Annotated in this window: 15 protein-coding genes and 2 pseudogenes; 11 read left to right on the top strand and 6 right to left on the bottom strand. The window is 56.6% G+C overall.

Going from position 1 to position 20197, the window contains the following annotated elements:
* Positions 1 to 15 precede the first annotated feature (15 nt).
* Entirely contained in the window at positions 16 to 2370 is a 2355-nt protein-coding gene (feoB, locus tag HPY30_07705) for a Fe(2+) transporter permease subunit FeoB (protein QYZ65880.1), read from the top strand.
* Complete coding sequence (locus HPY30_07700; protein ID QYZ65879.1) at positions 2367 to 2645, top strand: sugar metabolism transcriptional regulator; 279 nt, start codon at positions 2367 to 2369, stop codon at positions 2643 to 2645. Before feoB ends, HPY30_07700 begins: the two co-directional genes overlap by 4 nt.
* A 163-nt stretch (positions 2646 to 2808) precedes the next feature.
* Here HPY30_07700 and HPY30_07695 read toward each other — a convergent pair whose 3' ends face one another.
* From HPY30_07695 to HPY30_07675, 5 genes are all read right to left on the bottom strand, one after another.
* Positions 2809 to 5049: an EAL domain-containing protein gene (locus HPY30_07695; protein ID QYZ65878.1), complete on the bottom strand. Its 2241-nt coding sequence runs from the start codon at positions 5047 to 5049 to the stop codon at positions 2809 to 2811.
* The gene (locus HPY30_07690; protein QYZ65877.1) at positions 5049 to 6191 is read right to left on the bottom strand and encodes a hypothetical protein; all 1143 of its coding nucleotides are present in this window, start codon (positions 6189 to 6191) and stop codon (positions 5049 to 5051) included. Before HPY30_07690 ends, HPY30_07695 begins: the two co-directional genes overlap by 1 nt.
* Positions 6192 to 6327: 136 nt before the next feature.
* On the bottom strand, positions 6328 to 6930 hold the full coding sequence (locus HPY30_07685; GenBank protein QYZ65876.1) for a cell division protein: 603 nt from the start codon (positions 6928 to 6930) through the stop codon (positions 6328 to 6330).
* Positions 6931 to 6933: 3 nt separating this feature from the next.
* Positions 6934 to 8694, bottom strand: a complete 1761-nt coding sequence (locus HPY30_07680) for an arginine--tRNA ligase (GenBank protein ID QYZ65875.1) — start codon at positions 8692 to 8694, stop codon at positions 6934 to 6936.
* Positions 8695 to 8909: 215 nt separating this feature from the next.
* A complete protein-coding gene (locus tag HPY30_07675) occupies positions 8910 to 12074 on the bottom strand; it encodes a hypothetical protein (protein QYZ65874.1) in 3165 nt (1054 codons plus the stop codon).
* Positions 12075 to 12355: 281 nt separating this feature from the next.
* Between HPY30_07675 and phoB the strand changes: the two genes are divergently transcribed.
* The 4 genes and pseudogenes from phoB (at position 12356) to HPY30_07655 (ending at position 14728) form a co-directional block, all read left to right on the top strand.
* Positions 12356 to 13048: a phosphate regulon transcriptional regulator PhoB gene (gene phoB / locus HPY30_07670; protein ID QYZ65873.1), complete on the top strand. Its 693-nt coding sequence runs from the start codon at positions 12356 to 12358 to the stop codon at positions 13046 to 13048.
* A 167-nt stretch (positions 13049 to 13215) separates the two neighbouring features.
* Positions 13216 to 13314, top strand: a pseudogene (locus HPY30_07665) (phosphate ABC transporter permease subunit PstC).
* 680 nt (positions 13315 to 13994) lie between these two features.
* Positions 13995 to 14297 (top strand): annotated as a pseudogene (locus HPY30_07660) (phosphate ABC transporter ATP-binding protein).
* A gap of 35 nt (positions 14298 to 14332) precedes the next feature.
* Positions 14333 to 14728 (top strand): hypothetical protein, encoded by a 396-nt coding sequence (locus tag HPY30_07655; protein ID QYZ65872.1) that lies wholly within the window; start codon positions 14333 to 14335, stop codon positions 14726 to 14728.
* 12 nt (positions 14729 to 14740) lie between these two features.
* On the opposite strand, the gene HPY30_07650 is transcribed toward HPY30_07655, so the two are convergent.
* Positions 14741 to 16954: a primosomal protein N' gene (locus HPY30_07650; protein QYZ65871.1), complete on the bottom strand. Its 2214-nt coding sequence runs from the start codon at positions 16952 to 16954 to the stop codon at positions 14741 to 14743.
* Positions 16955 to 17495: 541 nt separating this feature from the next.
* Here HPY30_07650 and HPY30_07645 point away from each other — a divergent pair.
* From HPY30_07645 to HPY30_07625, 5 genes are read left to right on the top strand one after another with little or no spacing between them, the layout of a single operon-like run.
* Positions 17496 to 18056 (top strand): RNA polymerase sigma factor, encoded by a 561-nt coding sequence (locus HPY30_07645; protein ID QYZ65870.1) that lies wholly within the window; start codon positions 17496 to 17498, stop codon positions 18054 to 18056.
* Positions 18053 to 18448: a DUF3619 family protein gene (locus HPY30_07640; protein QYZ65869.1), complete on the top strand. Its 396-nt coding sequence runs from the start codon at positions 18053 to 18055 to the stop codon at positions 18446 to 18448. Before HPY30_07645 ends, HPY30_07640 begins: the two co-directional genes overlap by 4 nt.
* Positions 18445 to 18672, top strand: a complete 228-nt coding sequence (locus tag HPY30_07635) for a hypothetical protein (protein ID QYZ65868.1) — start codon at positions 18445 to 18447, stop codon at positions 18670 to 18672. Before HPY30_07640 ends, HPY30_07635 begins: the two co-directional genes overlap by 4 nt.
* Positions 18669 to 19133 carry a DUF3106 domain-containing protein gene (locus HPY30_07630; GenBank protein ID QYZ65867.1) on the top strand — a complete coding sequence of 155 codons (465 nt, stop codon included), beginning with the start codon at positions 18669 to 18671 and terminating at the stop codon, positions 19131 to 19133. Before HPY30_07635 ends, HPY30_07630 begins: the two co-directional genes overlap by 4 nt.
* Positions 19133 to 20014, top strand: a complete 882-nt coding sequence (locus HPY30_07625; protein QYZ65866.1) for a fructosamine kinase family protein — start codon at positions 19133 to 19135, stop codon at positions 20012 to 20014. The genes HPY30_07630 and HPY30_07625 overlap by 1 nt, the downstream gene beginning before the upstream one ends.
* The last annotated feature ends 183 nt before the right edge of the window (positions 20015 to 20197 follow it).

Here is a 20197-nt window from a genome sequence, read left to right as displayed (position 1 = left end):
ATTCGAAAGGTAATCATGGGCTGTTGTGAAAACGACGAGCAGACGCCTGTCCGGTCGTCGGGCGACAAACCCCCGACGATCGCCCTGGCGGGAAATCCCAACTGTGGCAAGTCAGCACTCTTCAATGCCCTGACCGGCATCCGACAGCGAACCGGCAATTGGCCCGGTGTCACGGTGGACCGGAAAGAGGGCCATTTCGATCTTGAAGGTGACGATGTCACCGTCATCGACCTGCCCGGTATCTACTCCCTCGATGCCGCCTCCCTGGACGAGCAGGTGACCCGCGACTATCTGCTATCGCGGGATGCGGATCTGATCATCAATATCGTCGATGCAGGCAATCTGGAGCGTAATCTCTATCTCACGGTGCAGATGCTGGAGATGGGGGTGCCCCTGCTGATCGCCGTCAATATGATGGATGTGGCGCGCAAGCGCGGCATCGATATCGATTTTGCAAAGCTCAGTAGTGAAGTGGGTTGTCCCGTACTGCCCATCGTGGCGGTGACCGGTGAGGGCATCATCAAACTAAAAGGGGCGATTCAGGATCTTGCCTCCGGTTTTGCCAGCGGTGGCTTTGCTCTGGCACAGGAAGAGGTGGTGGAGCAAGCGATTACAGAGATGGAGCCGCTGCTGCAAGAGGAACCGGAGCGGGCCAAACGTCGTTGGCTGCTGCTGAAAATGCTGGAGGAGGATGCCTTTGCATTGAGCCATGCCAATGCAGTTCTCGAGACGAAAGTGAGTGAGTGGCAGCAAGCCATAGAGAATCGTGCAGGCGAAGAGGCGGATATCCACATCGCAGATGCCAGGTACGGTCATGCCCACGCCTTGGCGCAGACCGTGGTGCATGAGCGCGGCAAGGTGGGCAAAACTCTCAGTGACCGCATTGACAAAGTGGTATTGAATCGTATCTTCGGTATTCCGGTCTTTCTGGCGGTGATGTACCTGATGTTCATGTTCGCCATCAATATCGGCGGCGCCTTCATTGACTTTTTCGACGGTGTGGCCGGGGCTATCTTTGTCGACGGCTTTGGTCTGCTGCTCTCTGATATCGGCTTCCCAGACTGGGCGGTGGTGATGCTCGCCAATGGTGTGGGAGGCGGCGTTCAGGTGGTGGCAACCTTTATCCCTATCATCACCGCTCTCTATCTCTTTCTCTCGGTGGTGGAGGATACCGGCTACATGGCCCGTGCGGCCTTTGTGATGGATCGCTTCATGCGTTCCATAGGTCTGCCGGGCAAGGCGTTCGTGCCGATGATCGTGGGCTTTGGCTGCAATGTGCCGGCGGTGCTTGCAACCCGTACCCTGGAGAGTGTTCGTGAGCGCAAGCTGACGATCCTGATGAATCCTTTCATGTCCTGTGGGGCGCGACTGCCTGTTTATGCGCTCTTTGCCGCAGCATTCTTTCCCACCAATGGCCAGAACCTGGTTTTTGGGCTCTACATGATCGGTATCACGGTGGCGATTCTCACCGGAATGATCATGAAGCGGACACTGCTCTCGGGCGAAAGTACCGGTTTCATGATGGAACTTCCGCCTTACCACATGCCGACGGCAAAGGGGGTCGCCCTGCGCACCTGGGATCGGGTTCGACTCTTCATCAAGGAGGCCGGGCGGGTGATTATCCTCATGGTGTTGGCGATCAATGTGCTTAACTCCATCGGTACGGACGGCTCTTTCGGTAATGAGGATTCAGAGAAATCGGTACTCAGTGCGGCCAGTAAACTGCTGACACCCCTTTTTGCACCACTGGGTATCAAAGAGGACAACTGGCCTGCGACGGTGGGTATCTTTACCGGTATTTTGGCCAAAGAGGCGGTGGTCGGCACCCTGAACTCCATCTATACCGGGTTGGCCGCAGCAGAGAGCGGCGTGACGGAGGAGGCGCCATTCGACTTTTGGCAAGCGCTGATCGAGGCTTCAGCCACGGTACCCGAGAACCTTGTGGGGGTGAAAGATCTGGTGGGCGATCCTTTGGCTCTCAACGTAGGTGATGTCAGTTCAGCAGAGGCGGCCGCAGAGGCCCAGGCAGTCGATGTCGGTATCTTCGGCGCCATGGCAGCGCGTTTCGACGGACAGGCGGGTGCCTTCGCCTATCTGCTCTTTATCCTGCTCTATTTTCCCTGTGTTGCCACAATCGGCGCGATCAAGCGAGAGGCGGGCGGCGCTTGGGCCGCCTTTGTGGCAGCCTGGACCACTGGTGTCGCATTCATGGCGTCGAGTATCTTCTATCAGGCTGCTACCTACTCCCGACATCCGGAGAGCGCCATGGCATGGATCGTTGGGCTGTTGACCCTGTTGGTGATGGTCGTCATAGGATTGCGTTTCTGGTCACAGCGAGAGCAGCGGGAGATGCAGGGGGTGGAGATATGATTCTTGCAGATATCAAACGTTACCTGATGGCGCGTAAGCAGGCGAGCCTGGCTGATATCGCCGTGCACTTCGATGCTGACCCGGATGCGGTACGCGGTATGCTCGAACACTGGATTCGCAAGGGCCGGGTACAGAAGCACAGCGTCTATGCCTCCTGTGGTTCAAGCTGCGATAAATGCGATCCCGCGACCACCGAGGTCTACAGTTGGGGCGGGTCCGGTGAAGCTGTTCAGGTTGTGCCGGTTGAGTTCAATGCGGGTTGTCCGGGGGATTAAGGGCAAAGGTTTCAGGTTTCAGGTTTCAGGATCGTTTTGATTCCCCCTTCCCTGTTCCCTCCCCGTCGAGGAGGGAACAGGGAAGGGCTGAGTGAAAAGTATGATAATTTCTACTTGACTCGAAAAATGCTCCCGCAATAATTCACCTGTCACCTGTCACCTGTCACCTGTCACCTGTCACCTTCATCATCTCCTCAATCCTCTTCGCTTCCACCGGCTGACTGAACAGAAATCCCTGTACCTCCCGGCATCCCTCTTTTAGCAGGAAGTCGCGTTGGGCCTCGGTCTCCACCCCTTCAGCGATTACGCTGAGTTGCAGACTGTTGCCGAGTGCAATGGTGGCACGAATGATCGCCTCGTCGTTTGGGTCTTTGGTCACGTCGCGAACGAAGGACTTGTCGATCTTGAGTCTGTCCAGCGGGAAGAGCTTCAGGTTGGCGAGTGATGAGTAACCTGTCCCGAAATCGTCTATGGCGATGCTGCATCCCAGCGCGCGCAGTTTTTCCAGGCTGCTGCAGGCCTGCTCTTCTGTCTCCAACAGGGCGCTCTCGGTGATCTCCAGTTCCAGGCGTTCACCCGGCAGACCGGTAGTTTCAATAATCCGGCTCACGATATCGACCAGTCCGGGGTTGTTAAGCTGGCGCCGGGAGAGGTTCACGCTGACGGGAAAGGGCTTCAGTCCCGCCTTGTCCCACTGGGTCGCCTGAGTGGCAGCGGTTTGCAGCACCCATTCTCCGATGGGTTCGATAAGGCCGCTGACCTCTGCAATGGGGATGAAGCGGTTGGGGGAGATCATCCCCATACCGGGATGGTTCCACCGTATCAGGGCTTCGACACCGAGAAGTTCGCCGCTGATCAGATCGTATTGCGGCTGGTAGAGCAGAAAGAACTGATTGAGTTCCAGCGCCCTGCGCAGGCTGATCTCCAAATCAAAATACTCGAGGGCGGTTTCAGTCAACTTTTGGGTAAAAAAGCGGAAGGTGTTTCGACCTTGTTCCTTGGCGCTGTACATGGCGGAATCTGCCTGTTTGGTCAATTGGCTGATTTCATCGCCGTCATCGGGAAAGATGCTGATGCCTATGCTGGCGGAGATCTCCAGTTCATAGCCTTTTAGCGGGAAGGGTGCCGAAAAGGTATTCAACAGGTTTTGTGCAACCTTGGCTGCATCCTCCGGTCGATGCAGATTTTCGATGACCAGGGTGAACTCATCGCCGCCGATCCGGGCGATCATATCCTCTTCGCGGGCTGTCTGGCGCAGTCTCTCAGCAACTTGGAAGAGGAGGTCGTCGCCAACATGGTGCCCCAATGTGTCGTTGATGTTCTTGAAGCGGTCCAGATCAAGGAAGAAAACTGCGCCTTTGCGGTTGATTCGTTTCGAGCGGTGTATCGCCTGTTCCAACTGCTCGTGAAACAGCGTGCGATTCGGCAGGTGAGTCAAAGGATCGTGGGTGGCAATATATTCCAGCTCTTCCTGGGAACGCTTGAGTTCCGATATATCGCTCAGAACGAGGGCGTAGTGGGTTATTCTCTCATTGCTGTCTTTAACTGCATTGATGCTGAGCCAAAGGTGGTAGTTCTGACCATTGGCGCGGCGGCTCTGTAGCTCCCCGCGCCAACTGCCCTTGGCGTCGACGATAGACCAGATGATGCGAAGCTTTTCTTCGCTTGCGCCGCTTTGCAGAAAGCGCGGTTCTTGCCCGACAGCTTCTGCTTCCGAGCGGCCGGTAATATAGGTGAATGCACTGTTGACGAATGTAACCTGGTGACCCCGGTCGAGGATCGCCATGCCTTCGGTGACGGCCTCGAATACGGTGGATGAAAGCCGCCGACGAACCTCCGCCTGTTTCCTGTCGGTGATGTCCCTGACCAGGCTGATCACCGTTTTTTCGCCATTGAGCCGCAACATGGTCGGCGTCATGCGAGCCTCGAACCAGCGTCTGCCTGCCGGTACATCCAACTCATATTCGATGATCTGCACCTCCTGGGTATCCAGCGCTTTCTGCAGCAATGTCATGAAGGTGTATGCAATCTTTGGGGGGAAGATCTCTTTAGGATGTTTGTTGATGATCTCATTCTCGGGACGGAAGAGTTGGTCGTCCCTGGCCTCTGAGAAGATCTCATGATAGATGCCCTGCGCATCCTGCAGAAAAAGCAGATCCGGCAGTGCGTTGGCGATCGCTCCCCATCGTGCCTCGGTCGAGTCTTTGAGTCGCTTATAGAGTTCATGCATCTCGTCGGAGGAGATGGTCAGGGAGCGCTCTAGGGTATAGCGATCCTGGTCCGACTGCCCATAGGCACGGTTGATGTGCTGTAGTAATTTACGCCACTGATCCAGGGTGGGGGGGGACTCTGAAGCAGGGTTGAGGCCGATCTTTTTAAGCTGCCGGCGCAACAGGCGGTGCATTATTCATCTTCCCAGATCAGGGTCAGGGTCATGGTCTGATTGTGCAGGTCGCAGCGTCCGCTGCTTAAAGGGGAGAGTTCGCCGTAGGAGTAGAAACCGATCTGCCTGGTCTCGCCGGGCAATCCCTCCAGGGTTGCCTCTATCTCCTCTTCGGTGCGCTCACCGAGCACCAGCCTGCGTCCGACACAGCTGATGGCGATGCAGAGGACCGGGCCTCCGTGATAACGGCTGAGGTTGATCTCTTCGACAGCTGTGGCCGCGCCGTCGATCAGGCGGTCGAAATTGGCGCGCATGAGGCGGACGAAGCTGCCCTGTGGAATATCACCGGCGAAGGTGATCGATTGTTCGGTCTCGTCGACAGCCAGGATAGTGCGCACCTTGGGATCATCTGAGTTCTCCTGGTCTCGCATGGAGAGTGGAAACAACAGTCCAGTGGCCGGCAGACCGGATGCACGCTCTCCAAGATAACGCTTGTAGATATCAAGTGCGGGTTGCCCGTCCAGTTCGTAGAGTATGTTGTCGACTGAACGGGTAACCTCCCGTTCATGTCCCAGTAGATCCCATCCCCCTTTCGAGCCGTACCCGATAGAAATCTTGGAGCCGTACAGGCCCAATGCGCAGATCAGTTTGGTGCTGCGAAGCCCGTCATGCCAGACCCAGGTTCGCTCGAACCGGTCGTCGTCCCCAGCCAAGCCGCCGGTGACAGTGATGTGTTTCGGCAGTGCGCTATTGATACCTTCGATCAGCTGGCTGCCGTTGACGCCGAGGCCTTCGGATAATATCAGTATGCCCTGTAGATCGTTGTCCAACAGCTCGGATGAGATCTGATGTCCCACGCGAGATGAATCGTCGGTTTGCGCCAGCTCGGTGCAGGTAACCCTGAGGCGGGTCTCCAGAAATCGGAGTACCGCCACTACCAGACAGTCGAGGGAGAGTTCATCCCCGAATATCTCTCCGGCGGATGAGCAGCCGAGTATGACGCCTTTGGCGAAGTGCCCCTCCAGCCACGACACGGCATCTTCGATCAGCGAATAATCAGGCGCCCCGAAAAAAAGCACGAGGGTATTCGGGGAGTCTAGATTGTGGTCAGGTTCCCTGTCCCAGCCGTTGCCGGGAGTGAAACGGTAGGTTTCAAGTTCCATGGTGCAAGCCCAGATTAGACATAGATTGTTGAACAAGGGTACAGCTTTTATCGGCTCAAATCGCCGAAACATTAGGGCTTTCGTTCTTGTGCCGGATTCGTGTCGGTGATCAAGGTGTACCCGGAAAGATTATGGGCTATTTTTTTAGTTTTATCACCAGTGTGCTGATACGGTTCTCTTTGGCCAGTTTGAGTGCTCCGTTAAGCCGCTGATGGTTGTTGTAGGGGCCGCTGCGAACCCGGTGGTAGGTGTCCCGGTTATTGATGCTGACCTTTTGGATCTCCGCTTCGATGCCTATCAGGGCGAGCCTCGCCTTCATGCGGTCGGCGTCTGCATGTTTACGGAACGAGCCCATCTGCAGGATGTAGGAGACCCCCTGTATCGCAGCAGGCTTCTCGTCGGGCCGGGGCGGGGTGGCGGGTTTTGCAGGTGTCTCGCTCTCGATGATCTCATCCTCCGGGATCACCACTTCCATTTCCGGCAGGATGGAATAGAAATCAAAGCGTGGCTGAGGTGCCTCATGCTGTTCCGGTTCGATCTGCCTGGAATGTGTTGCCGTGGGTTTTGGCGGCGTAACCCCCGGGATGTGTCCCTCTGCCAGATCCTGGCCCAGCTTCAGCCATACCAGGCCCATGATAAATGCCCCGACGATGAATCCGGAAAAGAACCAGAGGCTGCAGTTGCCACTCTGTTTTTTGTTTTTGCGTTTTGGGGCGGCACGTCGCTTGTAGTCGACCATGGGTTACATGCTCTCCGGGGCGGAGACACCGAGCAGCTGCAGGCCATTGCGTAATACCTGACGGGTGGCCAGGATCAGTTTCAAACGGGCGTCACGCAGGGCAGTATCATCAATCAGGAATTTGTGTGCGTTGTAGTAGGTGTGGAAATCGTTGGCAAGGTCGCGCACATAGTGAGTGAGTTGATGTGGTTCCTCGTGGGTGGCGGCGGTTTCCACCACTTCAGGATACTTGGCCAGGGTGACCAGCAGTGCCTGTTCGTGGGTCTCGGTGAGACGCTCCAGGTTCTCCATGCCACTACTGGGCTGAACGTCGATCCCCTTGTCTGCGGCCTGGCGCAGCACGCTGCAGATACGCGCGTGGGCATACTGCACATAGTAGACCGGGTTGTCGCTGGACTGGGATTTTGCCAGATCCAGGTCGAAGTCGAGATGCTGTTCACACTTGCGCATCACGTAGAAAAAGCGTGCGGCATCGGCCCCAACCTCTTTGCGCAATTCGCGCAGGGTGACGAAGGAGCCTGAGCGGGTCGACATAGGTACCTTCTCGCCGCTCCGGAAGAGGATGGCGAACTGCACCAACAGCACGTCGAGCTTGCTGTCGTCATCGCCCAGGGCTTTCAGCGCGGCACGCACACGGGGCACATAGCCGTGATGGTCCGCGCCCCAGATATCGATAACCCGGTCGAAGCCGCGTTCCAGCTTGTCCATATGATAGGCGATGTCGGAAGCAAAATAGGTGGTCTGGCCGTTGTCACGCACTACCACCCGGTCCTTCTCGTCGCCGAAGGCGGTGGAGCGAAACCAGAGGGCGCCGCCATCTTCGTAGACGTAGTCCGACTTGCGCAGGCGCTCGACCATCTTGTTGACCTCGCCGCTCTCCATCAGGGTGCGCTCCGAGTACCACTCCTCAAAGTCGACGCCGAACAGGGAGAGGTCATCACGGATATCATCGAGAATGGTATTGAGTCCAAGCTCGAACACGAAACGGTAGCGGTTGTCGCCGAGCAGTTCCTTGGCGCGTTGGATCAGCGCATCGATGTGTTTTTCCTTGTCGCCGCCCGCTGGCTCGTCGGCAGGAATGCTGTTGAAAACCTCCTCCGTGCTGTGCCGGTAGCTGTCGCCGTGATCCCGGTGCAGGGTGGCGGCGATGTCCCATACATAGTCGCCCTTGTAGCCGTTGGCTGGGAAGGTCAGCGTCTCGTCGCACAGCTCCAGGTAACGCAGCCAGACCGAGGTGCCAAGGATATCCATCTGCCGTCCGGCATCATTGACGTAATATTCGCGATGCACCTCGTAGCCCACTGCCTCTAGCAGGTCGGCCACGGCGGAGCCGTAGGCCGCGCCACGTCCATGTCCCACGTGAAGCGGGCCGGTGGGGTTGGCGGAGACGAACTCCACCTGCACCCGTTTGCCTGTGCCTAAATTGCTGCGGCCGAATGCGGAACCCTGTTCCATGATCACAGGTATCAGCTGATGATAGGCGGCTGGTGCCAGGTAGAAGTTGATGAAGCCGGGGCCGGCGATCTCGGTGCGTTCCACCTGAGCGGAATCCGGCAGGGCGGCAACCAATTTCTCCGCCAGATCCCGGGGTTTGCATCGCGCGATCTTTGCCAACACCATCGCCACATTGGTGGCAAAGTCTCCGTGCTTGCTGTCGCGGGCACGGTCGATATTGGGAACGGGGATGGCGTCGGCGGGGAAAACGCCTTCATCGGCAAGGCGTTCAAGCGCCCTGGTGACCAGGGCCTGGATCTGAGTTTTCATCGTTTTTGTTCGATTTTGGACTACGGAAAACGACTAAGAATAACAGGATTGAGGGAATCAGTCTGCGCCGGTGCGGGCCTATGGGGTCAGGTATTATATTTAAATTGCGCGCCGGTTCCGCTGCGCTTGAACCTGCCTACATGTGCGGGGATCGCTTTGTAGGTCCGGTCAAGCGTAGCGGATCGGGCAAGGACGTTCGATTAAACTAAGGGTTTTCAAATGCCCCCCATATCCGGTGCTGTACCGTTGTATTTCAGGGCAACGCCCTGACCGGCATTCCAGCTCAACGCACGATCGAGGGTGATGGTGTGGTTGGCATAGTTGATCTCAACGATACGGGCGGTCTCGTTGCTGCCCTGTAACTGGATCTCATCGCCGGTCTCACCGGCAATCCCGAAACCGTCGTAGAAGTATCCGGCATCATCGACCACCAGGGTGGTGCCGCTGCCGCTGCCCACGGTGGCGGTGAGGAAACGTCCGGCATCGATCATCGGGCTTGTGGATTCGAGGGTAAAGTCGCGGTTGACTTCGTTCACGAATTGAGGGTCCTGTTCTATGTTGTTGACGTAGAAGTTCGGATTGTTGTGCTGCGCTTCGGCGAGTGTGATGCCGGAGCCGCCCCAGTATCCGATCACATCATCTCCCAGGTTGCCGGAGAAAAAGTTGTTGTTATCGAACTGATAACCCGACATGCCTTCACGATAGACGTGCTGGTATGGGGTGTTGGGTTCGTCGCACTCGTGGTTCTTATTGAGAATGTTGTTGACGAAGAGGTTGTCCTCGTAGTTGCCATATGACCTGTCTATTGTACTGATGCCACCACAGGCGTTATCGTGGAAGACGTTGTTGTAGACCCGGTTGTGCTTGACGTAAAGCGCCTCGGGACTGTAGTGCTGCAAGTTCAGTCCAGCGTTCATTTCATAGAAGACGTTTTGACGAATGATGCCGTTCTGCCCGGCGTACTGAATACCATTGCCGTTTGCGGGGCTGTAGTAGGACTCGCCCTTGGCAAAGATGTTGCCTTCGACCAGGTTGTATTTGGTCGCATCATGTTCAGTGAACTCGTGGTCGAAACCCACGCCGTCACAGTCGTAGATCTCACCGATCTTCTGGATCTCATTGTGGAGATAGTTGTTGCGGATTACGTTGAAGTTGCCGCACTTGATTGTCCAGAGCACATGGCTGCCACGTATGAAGGTATTGCCCTCGACCAAGTTGTAATCCGATTTGATCAAACCGAGATTGTCCTCATTTGAGTCTTCGATGGTGTTGTTGAGGATCTTGTTGTAGGTCGCCTCCTGGAAAAAGAGACCGGTTTTGGCGCTGCCGCTGGGATCCAGGGCACGCTGGAAGGTGTTGTGTTGCAGGATATTGTGATGGGCATTGACGGCATACATCCAGCGTCGGACATTGTGTACTCGCAGTCCCTGCAGAATAATATACTGGCGATTGGAGATATTGATCGCCGGCGTGAGGTCGGTACCGGTGATCGTCGCCTGCTCGGATTCGTAATTGCGATAGGTTATGTAGTTGTCGGGCGTGCCGGAGTTCTGAGGAATCAGCGCCTCATTGTAGTTACCCTCACGAATCAAAACGGTTTCACCGGCGACCGCGGCCGCGGCGGCCCCGCTTAGGTTGCGAAAGGCCGTTTCGGAACCTGTACCGCAGGCGCGGCTGCCGACATCGTAATCGTTGCAGCTTGACGCGCCGATGAGTGGGTCGACATAGAGGTTGTTACCCCCGCCCGGTTCGGGTGCGGTGACAGTGATCTGGAAGGCGTTCAGTGTTGCGCGCTCGGCACCGTCGGAGACAGAGATGCCGATATTGCTATAGCTGCCTGCCGTGCCTGTACCAGGCGTGCCGGAGAGCTGCCCGCTGGCAGTGTTGAAGCTGGCCCAGGCCGGCTTGTTAACGATACTGAAGGTCAGGTTATCGCCGTCCGGATCAGAGGCGCTGGGAGTGAAGCTGTAGGCCGAGCCTTCAGCGACACTACTGGCAGGAGACCCACTGATGACAGGTGCCTGGTTTGTTTTGCTGACGGTGATGGAAAAAACTGCCAGTGAGGCACTCTCCGCGCCGTCGGTCACGCTGATGATGATATTGCCATAGCTGCCTGCCGTGCCGGTGCCGGGCGTGCCGGATAGATTTCCAGTCGCAGTGTTGAAACTGGCCCAAGATGGCGGGTTGCTGATACTGAAGACCAGCGCATCGCCGTCCGCATCGGATGCGTTGGGTGTAAAGCTGTAGATCGAGCCTTCAGCAATATTACCGGCAGGTGATCCGGAGATCGCTGGTGCCTGGTTGGTAGTGCCGCCTCCATCGTTGATTGCCTGCAGTCCATTTTGGATGGCGTTGTCGAGGCGGGTGGCGCTGTCCGCAGGAAGTCCGTTACGGACGGTGATGACGTCACTGCCGGCAGTGAGGGCAGCAAGATCGCTGTCGATGTCGTCGAGTGTTGCTGTAGGATCGAAATTGCCTGCTGTTGCCAGCGCAAGGCGGGTCTGCTGTATCAGGTCGCCGGTGATAATCACTTGATCAGTGCCTGCCTGAGAGCCGGGCAGAATGGTCGCAATGGCGTTGTCCATGAACTGGGTGACAGCCAGTCCGTTGACTTGAAGTTGGTTGATCAAGGTCTCCAGCAGTACCGCACCGGAGATGACTTGGGCCATGTCTGCGATATGAGGTTGGCTGTTGCTGCCATCCAGTTGGCCGTCGACAAGATCATCCGACAGGTGGCCGATCAACACATCGACATCGATACCGGGATTTGTGCCTGCATCGAGGATGGCATCGCGGGTGCGGCGCAGCCACTCTCCCATCGCTTCCGATGCCTTGATGATCTGGGCGACATTGCTCTCCCTAATCTCGTTGTGCAGCAGATCGTTGACCTGCTGTGTGTCCAGGCCGAAGGCGAATCGAGTGAGGACGGTGTTCTGTGCAGTCTGCATGTTGGCAGTAGTGAGCCCGCCGGGTAATTTTTCCGCCAACGCCACGATCAGGCTGGAGTGAGGCGTCATGTTTGCCCTGGTTTCTCCATGCGCCAGGATGGTGCTGCGAAGATTGAACTCAGGTGCGCTTCCTGTGACCAGGTCGGTGCCGCCAGTTGCTTCGACTGTGAGGGGGTAATCTTCAGGCAGAACCTCAACAGAGAAGTGGTAATCTGCCAGGGAGTCGGAGCTGGTGGTAGCCAGTACCTGGCCGGCAGCATTGCGCAGTGTGACCTGAGCGTTGACTACCGGGCCGTCGCCCACGCTACCGACAAAAGTGGTTTTGGTGGCGGTTTGATCTATTCCTTCGTCGGTAGTACCGCCGCCACAGGCGGCAAGCAGGAGAACCAGTAGCGTGGTGAGGAAGGTCTTGGAAAAAGTATTGTTTAACATGACTGCACATCTTTTATAAAAAACTGGGTTGATGTCCATATTTAACGCCAGATCCGCCAGAAAATTTAGGGAGCAGCTTCCAGAAACAACGGGGGAAGCCTCCCAGTCATGCAAAATACGACCTTTTTCACATTTGGTCTGTGCGCCAGTTGGCCTTTTGCAGGGGTCATCTGGCGGCAGCCCTTAATCCTGGCCTGGTTTCATGGATTCCGTCAGATTGTCATCGTGGTGTAATAAATCCCCGCTTTAATTGGGTTCTGACTCATTTTCTGGAACCTGAGATGGTTGCCCCAAAGATATTAGCTGTTGATGACGAACCCGCAGTGCTGGAGATGCTTCGTTTCGTTCTGGAGCAGGAGGGGTTTTATGCCGTGGTGGCGGAGGATGCTACCGGTGCCATAAGACAGATACGGCATTCGCGACCGGATCTGATCCTGCTTGACTGGATGCTGCCGGGCATGAGCGGTATCGATTTGGCCTCCCGCCTGAAGTCGGATCAAAAGACCACATCGATCCCGATCATTATGCTCACCGCCAAAGGTGAGGACGATGATAAGGTCAAAGGTCTTGATAGCGGTGTCGAAGATTATGTAACCAAACCTTTCTCCGCCCGCGAGCTAATGGCGCGAACCCGATCCGTGCTGCGGCGTATCTCCCCGCAATTCAATGAGGACAAGGTTGAGTGCAGTGAACTCTGTCTCGATCCGGTAAGTCATCGTGTGTCAGTGCGGGGTAAGACCGTTGAACTGGGGCCCACGGAGTTTCGTTTGCTGCATTTCTTCATGATACATCGAGAGCGGGTCTACTCCCGCTCACAGCTGCTCGATCGGGTTTGGGGCACCAATGTTGATATTGAAGAGCGCACAGTCGATGTGCATATCCGCCGCCTGCGCAAGGCATTGGAGCCTTTTTCGTTGGAAATGATGGTGCAGACGGTGCGTGGTGTCGGTTACCGTTTTTCTCCTCAATCCTGATATGGCACTGCCCCATTTTTGGCTGTAATAATTCTGTCTTAAAAGAATCACTTATTCATCATATTTGAGAAATAATATTTTCATACCTCTTCGTCATACTGCTCCCAGTTATTTAAGTATCTATTAAATTCTTAAAGGAGTTTGCTTCGATGAAGAGACAAATCCCGGCGGCATTCGCTCTCTGCCTGGTGCTCTTCGTGGTCACGCTGGCGTTGAACATGATCGCACTGCATATCGTGCGCAAATACCGGGAACAGTATGAATAGTCCTGAACACGCAAAGACTATGGCGCGGGTCCAGAAAGGACTCGAACGGCGCTATCGAAAAGAGCGAAACTTCCGTCGATTGGGATTGGGGGCAGTGCTGCTTGGCCTGCTTTTCGTCTCTTTTCTTTTTGTCAGTATCTTTTTCAATGGCTATACGGCCTTCCAGCAGACCTTTGTCCAACAGGATGTGACGTTTGATCCGGAATATATCGCCAAGGCTGGTGAGACCGATCCGGAGGTGCTTTCTGCGGCCGATTACGGTGGGCTGGTCAAAGCGACCCTGCGCGAGATGTTTCAGGAGGTGAAAAACCGCCGCGAGAAGAAACGCCTCTACAGCATGGTCAGCACCGGTGCCGCTTTTCAGCTGCGTGAAATGGTGATGGCCGACCCGGCACTGGTCGGTACGAGCCAATCGATCTGGGTGCCCGCCGATGACGATGTGGATATGTTCATCAAGGGGCATATCGATGGCAGTGGTGATCAGGCCGACCGGCGCATCAAGGACAATCAACTTGCCTGGCTTGCCAAGCTGCAGGAGGCGGGACGGATCGAAAAACGTTTCAATACCACCTTTTCAGTGCAGGCGACTCCCGTGAGCCGGAGCTGGCCGGGATCAAGGGCGCTATGTTCGGGTCAATCTTCACTCTGCTGGTCTGCCTGGCGATCTCTTTCCCGGCGATCAGCAGCAGCGTCTCTGTATCGCGCGGGCGATCGCCGTGGGTCCGGAGGTGGTCCTGATGGACGAGCCCTGTTCAGCACTGGATCCCATCGCCACCGCCAAGGTGGAGGCGTTGATCGATGAGCTGAAGGAGAACTTCACCATCGCCATCGTGACCCACTCCATGCAGCAGGCAGCATGGGTCAGCCAGCGCACCGCCTATTTCCATCTCGGCAAGTTGATTGAGGTGGGGGATACCGATCAGATATTTACCCAGCCACGGCGCAAACTGACCGAAGACTATATTACCGGCCGGTTCGGCTGATTGGAGATCGACCTGATGCGCGTAAGATCGCCGGTTTGACGATTCATTTTTTCGACAATGACGGCAGCCCGCCCAATGCCCAGCTGCTGCACGACATCATATTCATGTCTTCGTTCGTGGACGAGATGCTGGTCACCGCCATCGACTCATTTGAAAGCCTGGACCTGGAGAAGGCTGCTCGGGTGATCCGCCAGGATGAGGAGCTGGACGATGAGTTTCGCTCCGCCCTGCGCCGTCTCTCAACCTTCCTCATGGAGGATGCGCGCAATGTCGGCCATGTGGTGGACATCGTGCTTGGCCTGCGGGCGCTGGAACGTATCGGCGGGCAGGCCAAGAATATCGCAGGCTATATGGTCTTTCTGGTGAAAGGGGTGGATGTGCGCCATGAAAACCTGGAACGTGTGATGAGGGAGATTGTCTCGGGCAAATAGGGTTATCAGGCCCTAGAACATCTCCTGAGGATCGACATCCACCGACCAGCGTACCTTGCGCCCGTTGGGCAGTTTCTCCAGCTGGGCGATCCACAGCCTGAGCCACTGCTGCAGATTGCCGCGGTCGTTGGCCTGGATCAGCAGATGAGCGCGTACTTTGCCCGCTCGTCGTTCCATGGGTGCAGGAACGGGTCCCCAGAAACTCAGCTTGTCAGCCCTGGGAATCTGTTTCCCGGCAGTTGCCGCCATCTCCAGAAAATCGTTCGGATCGGTTTTTCCTGTCGCTTCCGCACGTAGTAGCACCTGGTAGCTGAAGGGAGGAAGTTCTGCCAGGCGCCGTTCGGCTAACGCCTCTTGCGCAAAGGCCCCGTAGCCCCGGCTGATCAGGGTGTGCAGTAGTGGATGGTCCGGATGGCGGGTCTGGATCAGCACCCGCCCCGGTTTGTCGGCCCGGCCGGCGCGGCCCGCCACCTGCATGAGCAGTTGCGCCATACGTTCCGGGGCGCGGTAGTCGGTGCCGAAGAGTCCCTGGTCGATATCGATAATGCCCACCAGTGTGACGTCAGGAAAGTGGTGACCTTTGGCCAGCATCTGGGTGCCGATGAGCAGTGGAAAATGTCCGGCACGAATCCCTTTCAGCAATTGTTCCAGGCTGCCCTTGCGCCGGGTGGAGTCCCGGTCGATGCGGGCGATGGGCGTACCGGGAAAGTGCTGCTGTAGCGCGGTTTCGAGTCGCTCGGTGCCTTGTCCCAGCGGGCGCAGTTCAGGGCTGCCGCATTCCGGGCAGTGCGCCGGTTGGCGTCGTTGAAAGCCACAGTGGTGACACCAGAGCAGTTTGCCGCTGAGGTGTAGGGTCATACGCGCATCACAGCGGGGGCAGTCCGAGAGCCAGCCGCAGGCGTGGCAGGTGATGACCGGGGCAAATCCACGTCGGTTGAGAAAGAGCATCGCCTGCTCTCCGCGTTGCAGGGTTTTGCCGATGTTATTCAACAGTGCAGGGGATAGTCCGCCATCGAGCCTGACATTCCGGATATCCAGCAGGTCCATCTTCGGCAGGCTGGCCCCTCCTACCCGTTCCGGCAGTTCGATGTGCCGGTAACGTTGCAGTTCCACATTGCGCAGACTTTCGAGGGAAGGTGTTGCAGAGCCGAGCAGCACCGGACACCCTGCGCGACTGGCCCGCACCACCGCGAGATCCCGGGCGGAGTAACGAAACCCCTCCTGCTGTTTGAAGGAGATATCGTGCTCTTCGTCGACGATGATCAGTCCCAATTCCGGCATGGGAGTAAATACGGCGGAGCGGGTGCCCACCAACACCCTGGCCGTCCCATCGCGGACTGAGAGCCAGTTGCGTTCACGTTCTCCATCCGCGAGGCCCGAGTGGAGTAGTGAAACATTGCCACCGAGTCGCCGTTCGAAACGGCGAATCAGTTGCGGGGTGAGGCCGATTTCAGGCACCAGTACGAGAGCCTGCTCCCCACGCTGCAGGGCCGTCTCGATGAGCGAGAGGTAGACTTCGGTTTTGCCGCTACCGGTAACGCCTTCCAGCAGAAAGGGGGCAAAACCGCCGAAGTGGGAAACGACCTCCCCGATCACCGCATTCTGTGTCTTTGTCAGAGTGAGGCTGGCGGGTGTGACTTTGTCCAGATGATCAGCAGCTTGGGTCTCAAGCAAAACGGGTTCGATCCAGCCCTTTTGCCGCAAGGTTCGCAGTACGGCACTGCAGTCTCCGCACTGTTGTACTAGGTGGCTTGTGGCGAGTCCTTCTCTTGAGGTCGACAGGGCCTGCATGAGGCTCCGCTGTCTCGGGGCGCGCTTTAGACTGGCGGGTTCGACGGCCTGGCCCGCCTGCGTCTGCCGCCATCCTTTTTGGCCGCTGCCGGTGGGTAACGCGCACTTGCGCAGTTTGACCGGCAGGGCATGGAAAAGCACGTCCCCAAGGGGGTGTTGATAGTAGTCTGCGCTCCAGTGCAGCAGGGAGATGTCCGCTGCGCGGAGCAGGGCCTCCTGGTCGATGACCGTCTCAATCACTTTCAGACGGTCGATTGCCACTTCACTGTGGGAGGGGGTATCCCAGAGTATGCCGCAACGGCTGCCTCGGCCAAAGGGCACTTTGAGACGTATGCCGGGAGTGAGATCTGTCCCAATCTCCACTGTTGGAAGGTAATCGAACAAGGTGCGCAGGGGTCCCGGCAGGGCGACGCGGAGAATGCGGTGACTCGTCATGCCGGGACTCTAACACTAGGTGGCTGTCGGGTTTAACCGTTTACTGCGAAAATTACCGGGGATGAACCAAATCAGTTTTTTGAACGAGATGAAAAACTGAGTCTCTGCCAGAAAAATCACCGACTTAGAGGTGAACTTTAGGGGTTGCGAGGTTTTTCCACAGAACCTGTGGATAACTCTGTGGGGGAATTTCGGGTGTTTGCTTCCAGGCCTTGAAAGTAGTGGGGATTTGTTAATCTGTGCAATATTTACACTATTTTGTAAATTACAAGTAAAACAATGGCTTACATAATATTATCTGTTTCTTATTTGCAAAGTGTGTCGAGTGGGAGGAAATTTCTGTAGAGAAACAGTTAGTTGTGAATAAGCAAATCTATTTGACAGCGCGGGATGGTTATTTTGGCAGGTTGTCAACCCTTTTCTGGCTAAAGCGTTAGAAGGTATAGGGATAGGGCATCTGCGGCTTCTGGTGGCGGTTTCCACGTCCGTGCATAATCACAGTGTGAAGTGAGCGTGGGGAGGCCAGAGTGGAGACTCTGCTTTGAGGCGGGACCGAACGGAACAAAATCAGCAGGCGTTGGATGCATTTCTTGCCGGGGTCGAACGTCGGGCTTTTCTCATGGCACGGACCGCAACCGGGCAGCCAGAGGAAGCGTTGGATCTGGTGCAAGATGCCATGCTTGCCTTTGTCCGTGGCTATGGAAAACGGCCGGAAGAGGAGTGGGGGGCGCTGTTTCACCGTGTGATGCAGAATCGCATCCGCGACTGGTATCGCCGCCATAAAGTCCGCAGCCGCTGGCGGGTCTGGTTCGGCGGCGAAGCGGCGGATGATCGGCGGGAAGACCCGATCCAGATTGCACCGGACCCGGCGATGCCGGATCCAGCCCGTACACTGGAAAGCAGCGATGTGGGGGATGCCTTGATAGAGGCGGTTGAAGCCCTGCCGCTAAGGCAGCAGCAGGCATTTATTCTGCGCACCCTTGAGGGCCTTGATGTTGCGCAGACTGCGGCAGCGATGGGTTGTTCCGCAGGCAGTGTCAAGACCCATCTTTCCCGCGCCATGCAGGCGTTACGAAAAAAACTGAAAGATCATTGGCCATGAACAGAGAGCAGGACAAGGCATTTTCAGACTGGGCGAAATCCAGGCTCGATGAGCAGATGGAGACGCTCGATGGAGACACGCTCTCCCGTCTGCGGCAGATACGAGCCAATGCGGTGCAGGAGGCCCAGCTGCAGAGACGCACGCTGTGGAGTCGGGGTTTGGCCTTTGCCGGTGTGGATGGCGGGGTCAATGGCACATCTTGGGTGCCTGCTGGCGGCTTGGCGATGCTTTTGGTCGTTTCCGTGTTGTTCATGCAGTGGTCGGGTGATGGTATCTCTCCGGATATTTTGCCTGTCATGGAGATCATTGCCGCGGAGGATGAGATAGAGCTCTATGAGAACCTGGATTTCTATCGTTGGCTGGAGGCGGGTGCAACGGATGGTTCTGCATGAATTCGAAAAGGCGTATGCCGATGGCACTCATCTGCTTTGGAATCCTGACACAGAGCGCCGTGGCGGAAGAGGCGTTGTCCATGGAGATGTTGGAGTACCTGGCTGCATGGGGGGAGCAGGAAGGCGGCGAATTGGTGGATCCGGTGGAGTTGCTGGAATCATCGCCGGAGATGGAGCTGTTTATGCCGGAGGGCGCACAGCCGCCGGAGGGGGAGCGAAGATGAAGGGACGCTTTAGTCTCGTGGTGTTGTTTTGCTGCCTCTCTCTGTTGGCTGGGCCGCTGCTGGCTGAAGGTGTAGATTGGGAAGATCTGTCGCCTAAAGAGCAGAGGCTGCTGAAAGCGGTGGAGCCGAATTGGGAGGCGCTGCCGGAAGAGAAAAAGAATCTGTTGCGCAAAGGCGCTAACCGCTGGCACAAGATGACGCCTGAACAGAAGGCGAAGGCGAGGAAAAACCTGGCACGCTGGAAAATGTTGTCCGAGGGAGAGAAGCAGCAGCTGACCAACAAATATGAGTTGTTCCAAAAGCTGAGTCCGGAGCAGAAAAAAAAGCTGCGCAAACGCCGGGAGTGGTTCAAAAACCTGCCGCTGGAAAAGAAACGTAAGTTGCGGCAGCGATGGCAAAAGCTAAAACATGACCCGCAAGCGGAACAGAAGGTCAAACGCTGGCTGGATCGGCAGCCCTGATGCCCAACTGGCAGTCCATTGTTGATCATATCGGCGAGTCCATCGGTGAGCCTTTCTGTCCGGCCACCCCACGTTCCGTCGGCGGAGGATGTATCAACTCCGCAGTTAAACTCCAGGATGCCGAACGTACGGTTTTCGTGAAGTTCAATCGTGCGGCACTACTCGACATGTTCGAGGCCGAGTCGGCAGGGCTGGATGAGATGGCGGCCACCGGCACCGTTCGCATTCCACAACCCTACTGTTCCGGTGTGGTCGATGGTCAGGCCTACCTTGCCATGGAGTATCTGGAGTTGGGGTCCAGTGCTTCTGAGGGCGCTGTATTGGCCGGGCGTCAGTTGGCGGAGATGCACCGGACTGTACAGCCTGAGTTTGGCTGGTGGCGGGACAACACTATCGGTTCAACGTTTCAGTCGAACACACCAGACGAAAGCTGGCCGCTCTTCTGGCAGCGCCGGCGCCTCGGGTTCCAGCTTGAGCTTGCCGGGCGCAATGGCTACGGCGGGGCACTACAGCGCATGGGGGAACGGCTTCTGTCGGCGTGTCCTGCGTTGCTCGACCACAGTCCCAAGGCATCCCTGCTGCATGGAGATCTTTGGGGGGGGAATTTAGCCTACGATCTGCAGGGGAATCCGGTTATCTTCGATCCGGCGGTCTATTTTGGAGACCGTGAAGCGGATCTGGCGATGACTGAGCTGTTCGGTGGTTTCGGCGGTGACTTCTATGCAGCTTACCATGAGGCCTGGCCCTTGGATTCGGGTTACTCTACCCGCAAGACGCTCTACAATCTTTATCATATCCTCAATCACCTGAATCTTTTTGGTGGCGGGTACCTGGGGCAGGCAAGCGGAATGATGGAGCGACTGCTTGCCGAGTTGGGTTGAGGTTGCAGTCCGGTCGGGGTTGAAATCAAACCGCCATCCTCTATGCTCATTGCCCACCGCTCTGTCCGGTTTGACTCCGGTGCTTCTTAGCCATCCAAAACAACGCACTGTCGTATTTACGATACGGTGTGGCTTCAAATTCTATGGGAGTTAAGGTAATCCCTTATTGCATGGAGCGTATTC

It is taken from the genome of Gammaproteobacteria bacterium (ex Lamellibrachia satsuma) (genome assembly GCA_019623805.1).
GTDB lineage: Bacteria > Pseudomonadota > Gammaproteobacteria > Chromatiales > Chromatiaceae > QGON01.
The sequence above is the reverse complement of the archived record's forward strand: the minus strand, read 5'-3'. Positions and strand labels throughout refer to the sequence as shown.

Bases quoted from the DNA above. Each gene is read 5' to 3' on its own strand.
- HPY30_07640 (QYZ65869.1), top strand. From the start codon at position 18,053: ATGAACAGAGAGCAGGACAAGGCATTTTCAGACTGGGCGAAATCCAGG.
- HPY30_07685 (QYZ65876.1), bottom strand. From the start codon at position 6,930: ATGGTCGACTACAAGCGACGTGCCGCCCCAAAACGCAAAAACAAAAAA.
- HPY30_07675 (QYZ65874.1), bottom strand. From the start codon at position 12,074: ATGTTAAACAATACTTTTTCCAAGACCTTCCTCACCACGCTACTGGTT.
- HPY30_07650 (QYZ65871.1), bottom strand. From the start codon at position 16,954: ATGACGAGTCACCGCATTCTCCGCGTCGCCCTGCCGGGACCCCTGCGC.
- phoB (QYZ65873.1), top strand. From the start codon at position 12,356: ATGGTTGCCCCAAAGATATTAGCTGTTGATGACGAACCCGCAGTGCTG.
- HPY30_07690 (QYZ65877.1), bottom strand. From the start codon at position 6,191: ATGGAACTTGAAACCTACCGTTTCACTCCCGGCAACGGCTGGGACAGG.
- HPY30_07700 (QYZ65879.1), top strand. From the start codon at position 2,367: ATGATTCTTGCAGATATCAAACGTTACCTGATGGCGCGTAAGCAGGCG.
- HPY30_07635 (QYZ65868.1), top strand. From the start codon at position 18,445: ATGAATTCGAAAAGGCGTATGCCGATGGCACTCATCTGCTTTGGAATC.
- HPY30_07680 (QYZ65875.1), bottom strand. From the start codon at position 8,694: ATGAAAACTCAGATCCAGGCCCTGGTCACCAGGGCGCTTGAACGCCTT.
- HPY30_07630 (QYZ65867.1), top strand. From the start codon at position 18,669: ATGAAGGGACGCTTTAGTCTCGTGGTGTTGTTTTGCTGCCTCTCTCTG.
- HPY30_07625 (QYZ65866.1), top strand. From the start codon at position 19,133: ATGCCCAACTGGCAGTCCATTGTTGATCATATCGGCGAGTCCATCGGT.
- HPY30_07695 (QYZ65878.1), bottom strand. From the start codon at position 5,049: ATGCACCGCCTGTTGCGCCGGCAGCTTAAAAAGATCGGCCTCAACCCT.
- feoB (QYZ65880.1), top strand. From the start codon at position 16: ATGGGCTGTTGTGAAAACGACGAGCAGACGCCTGTCCGGTCGTCGGGC.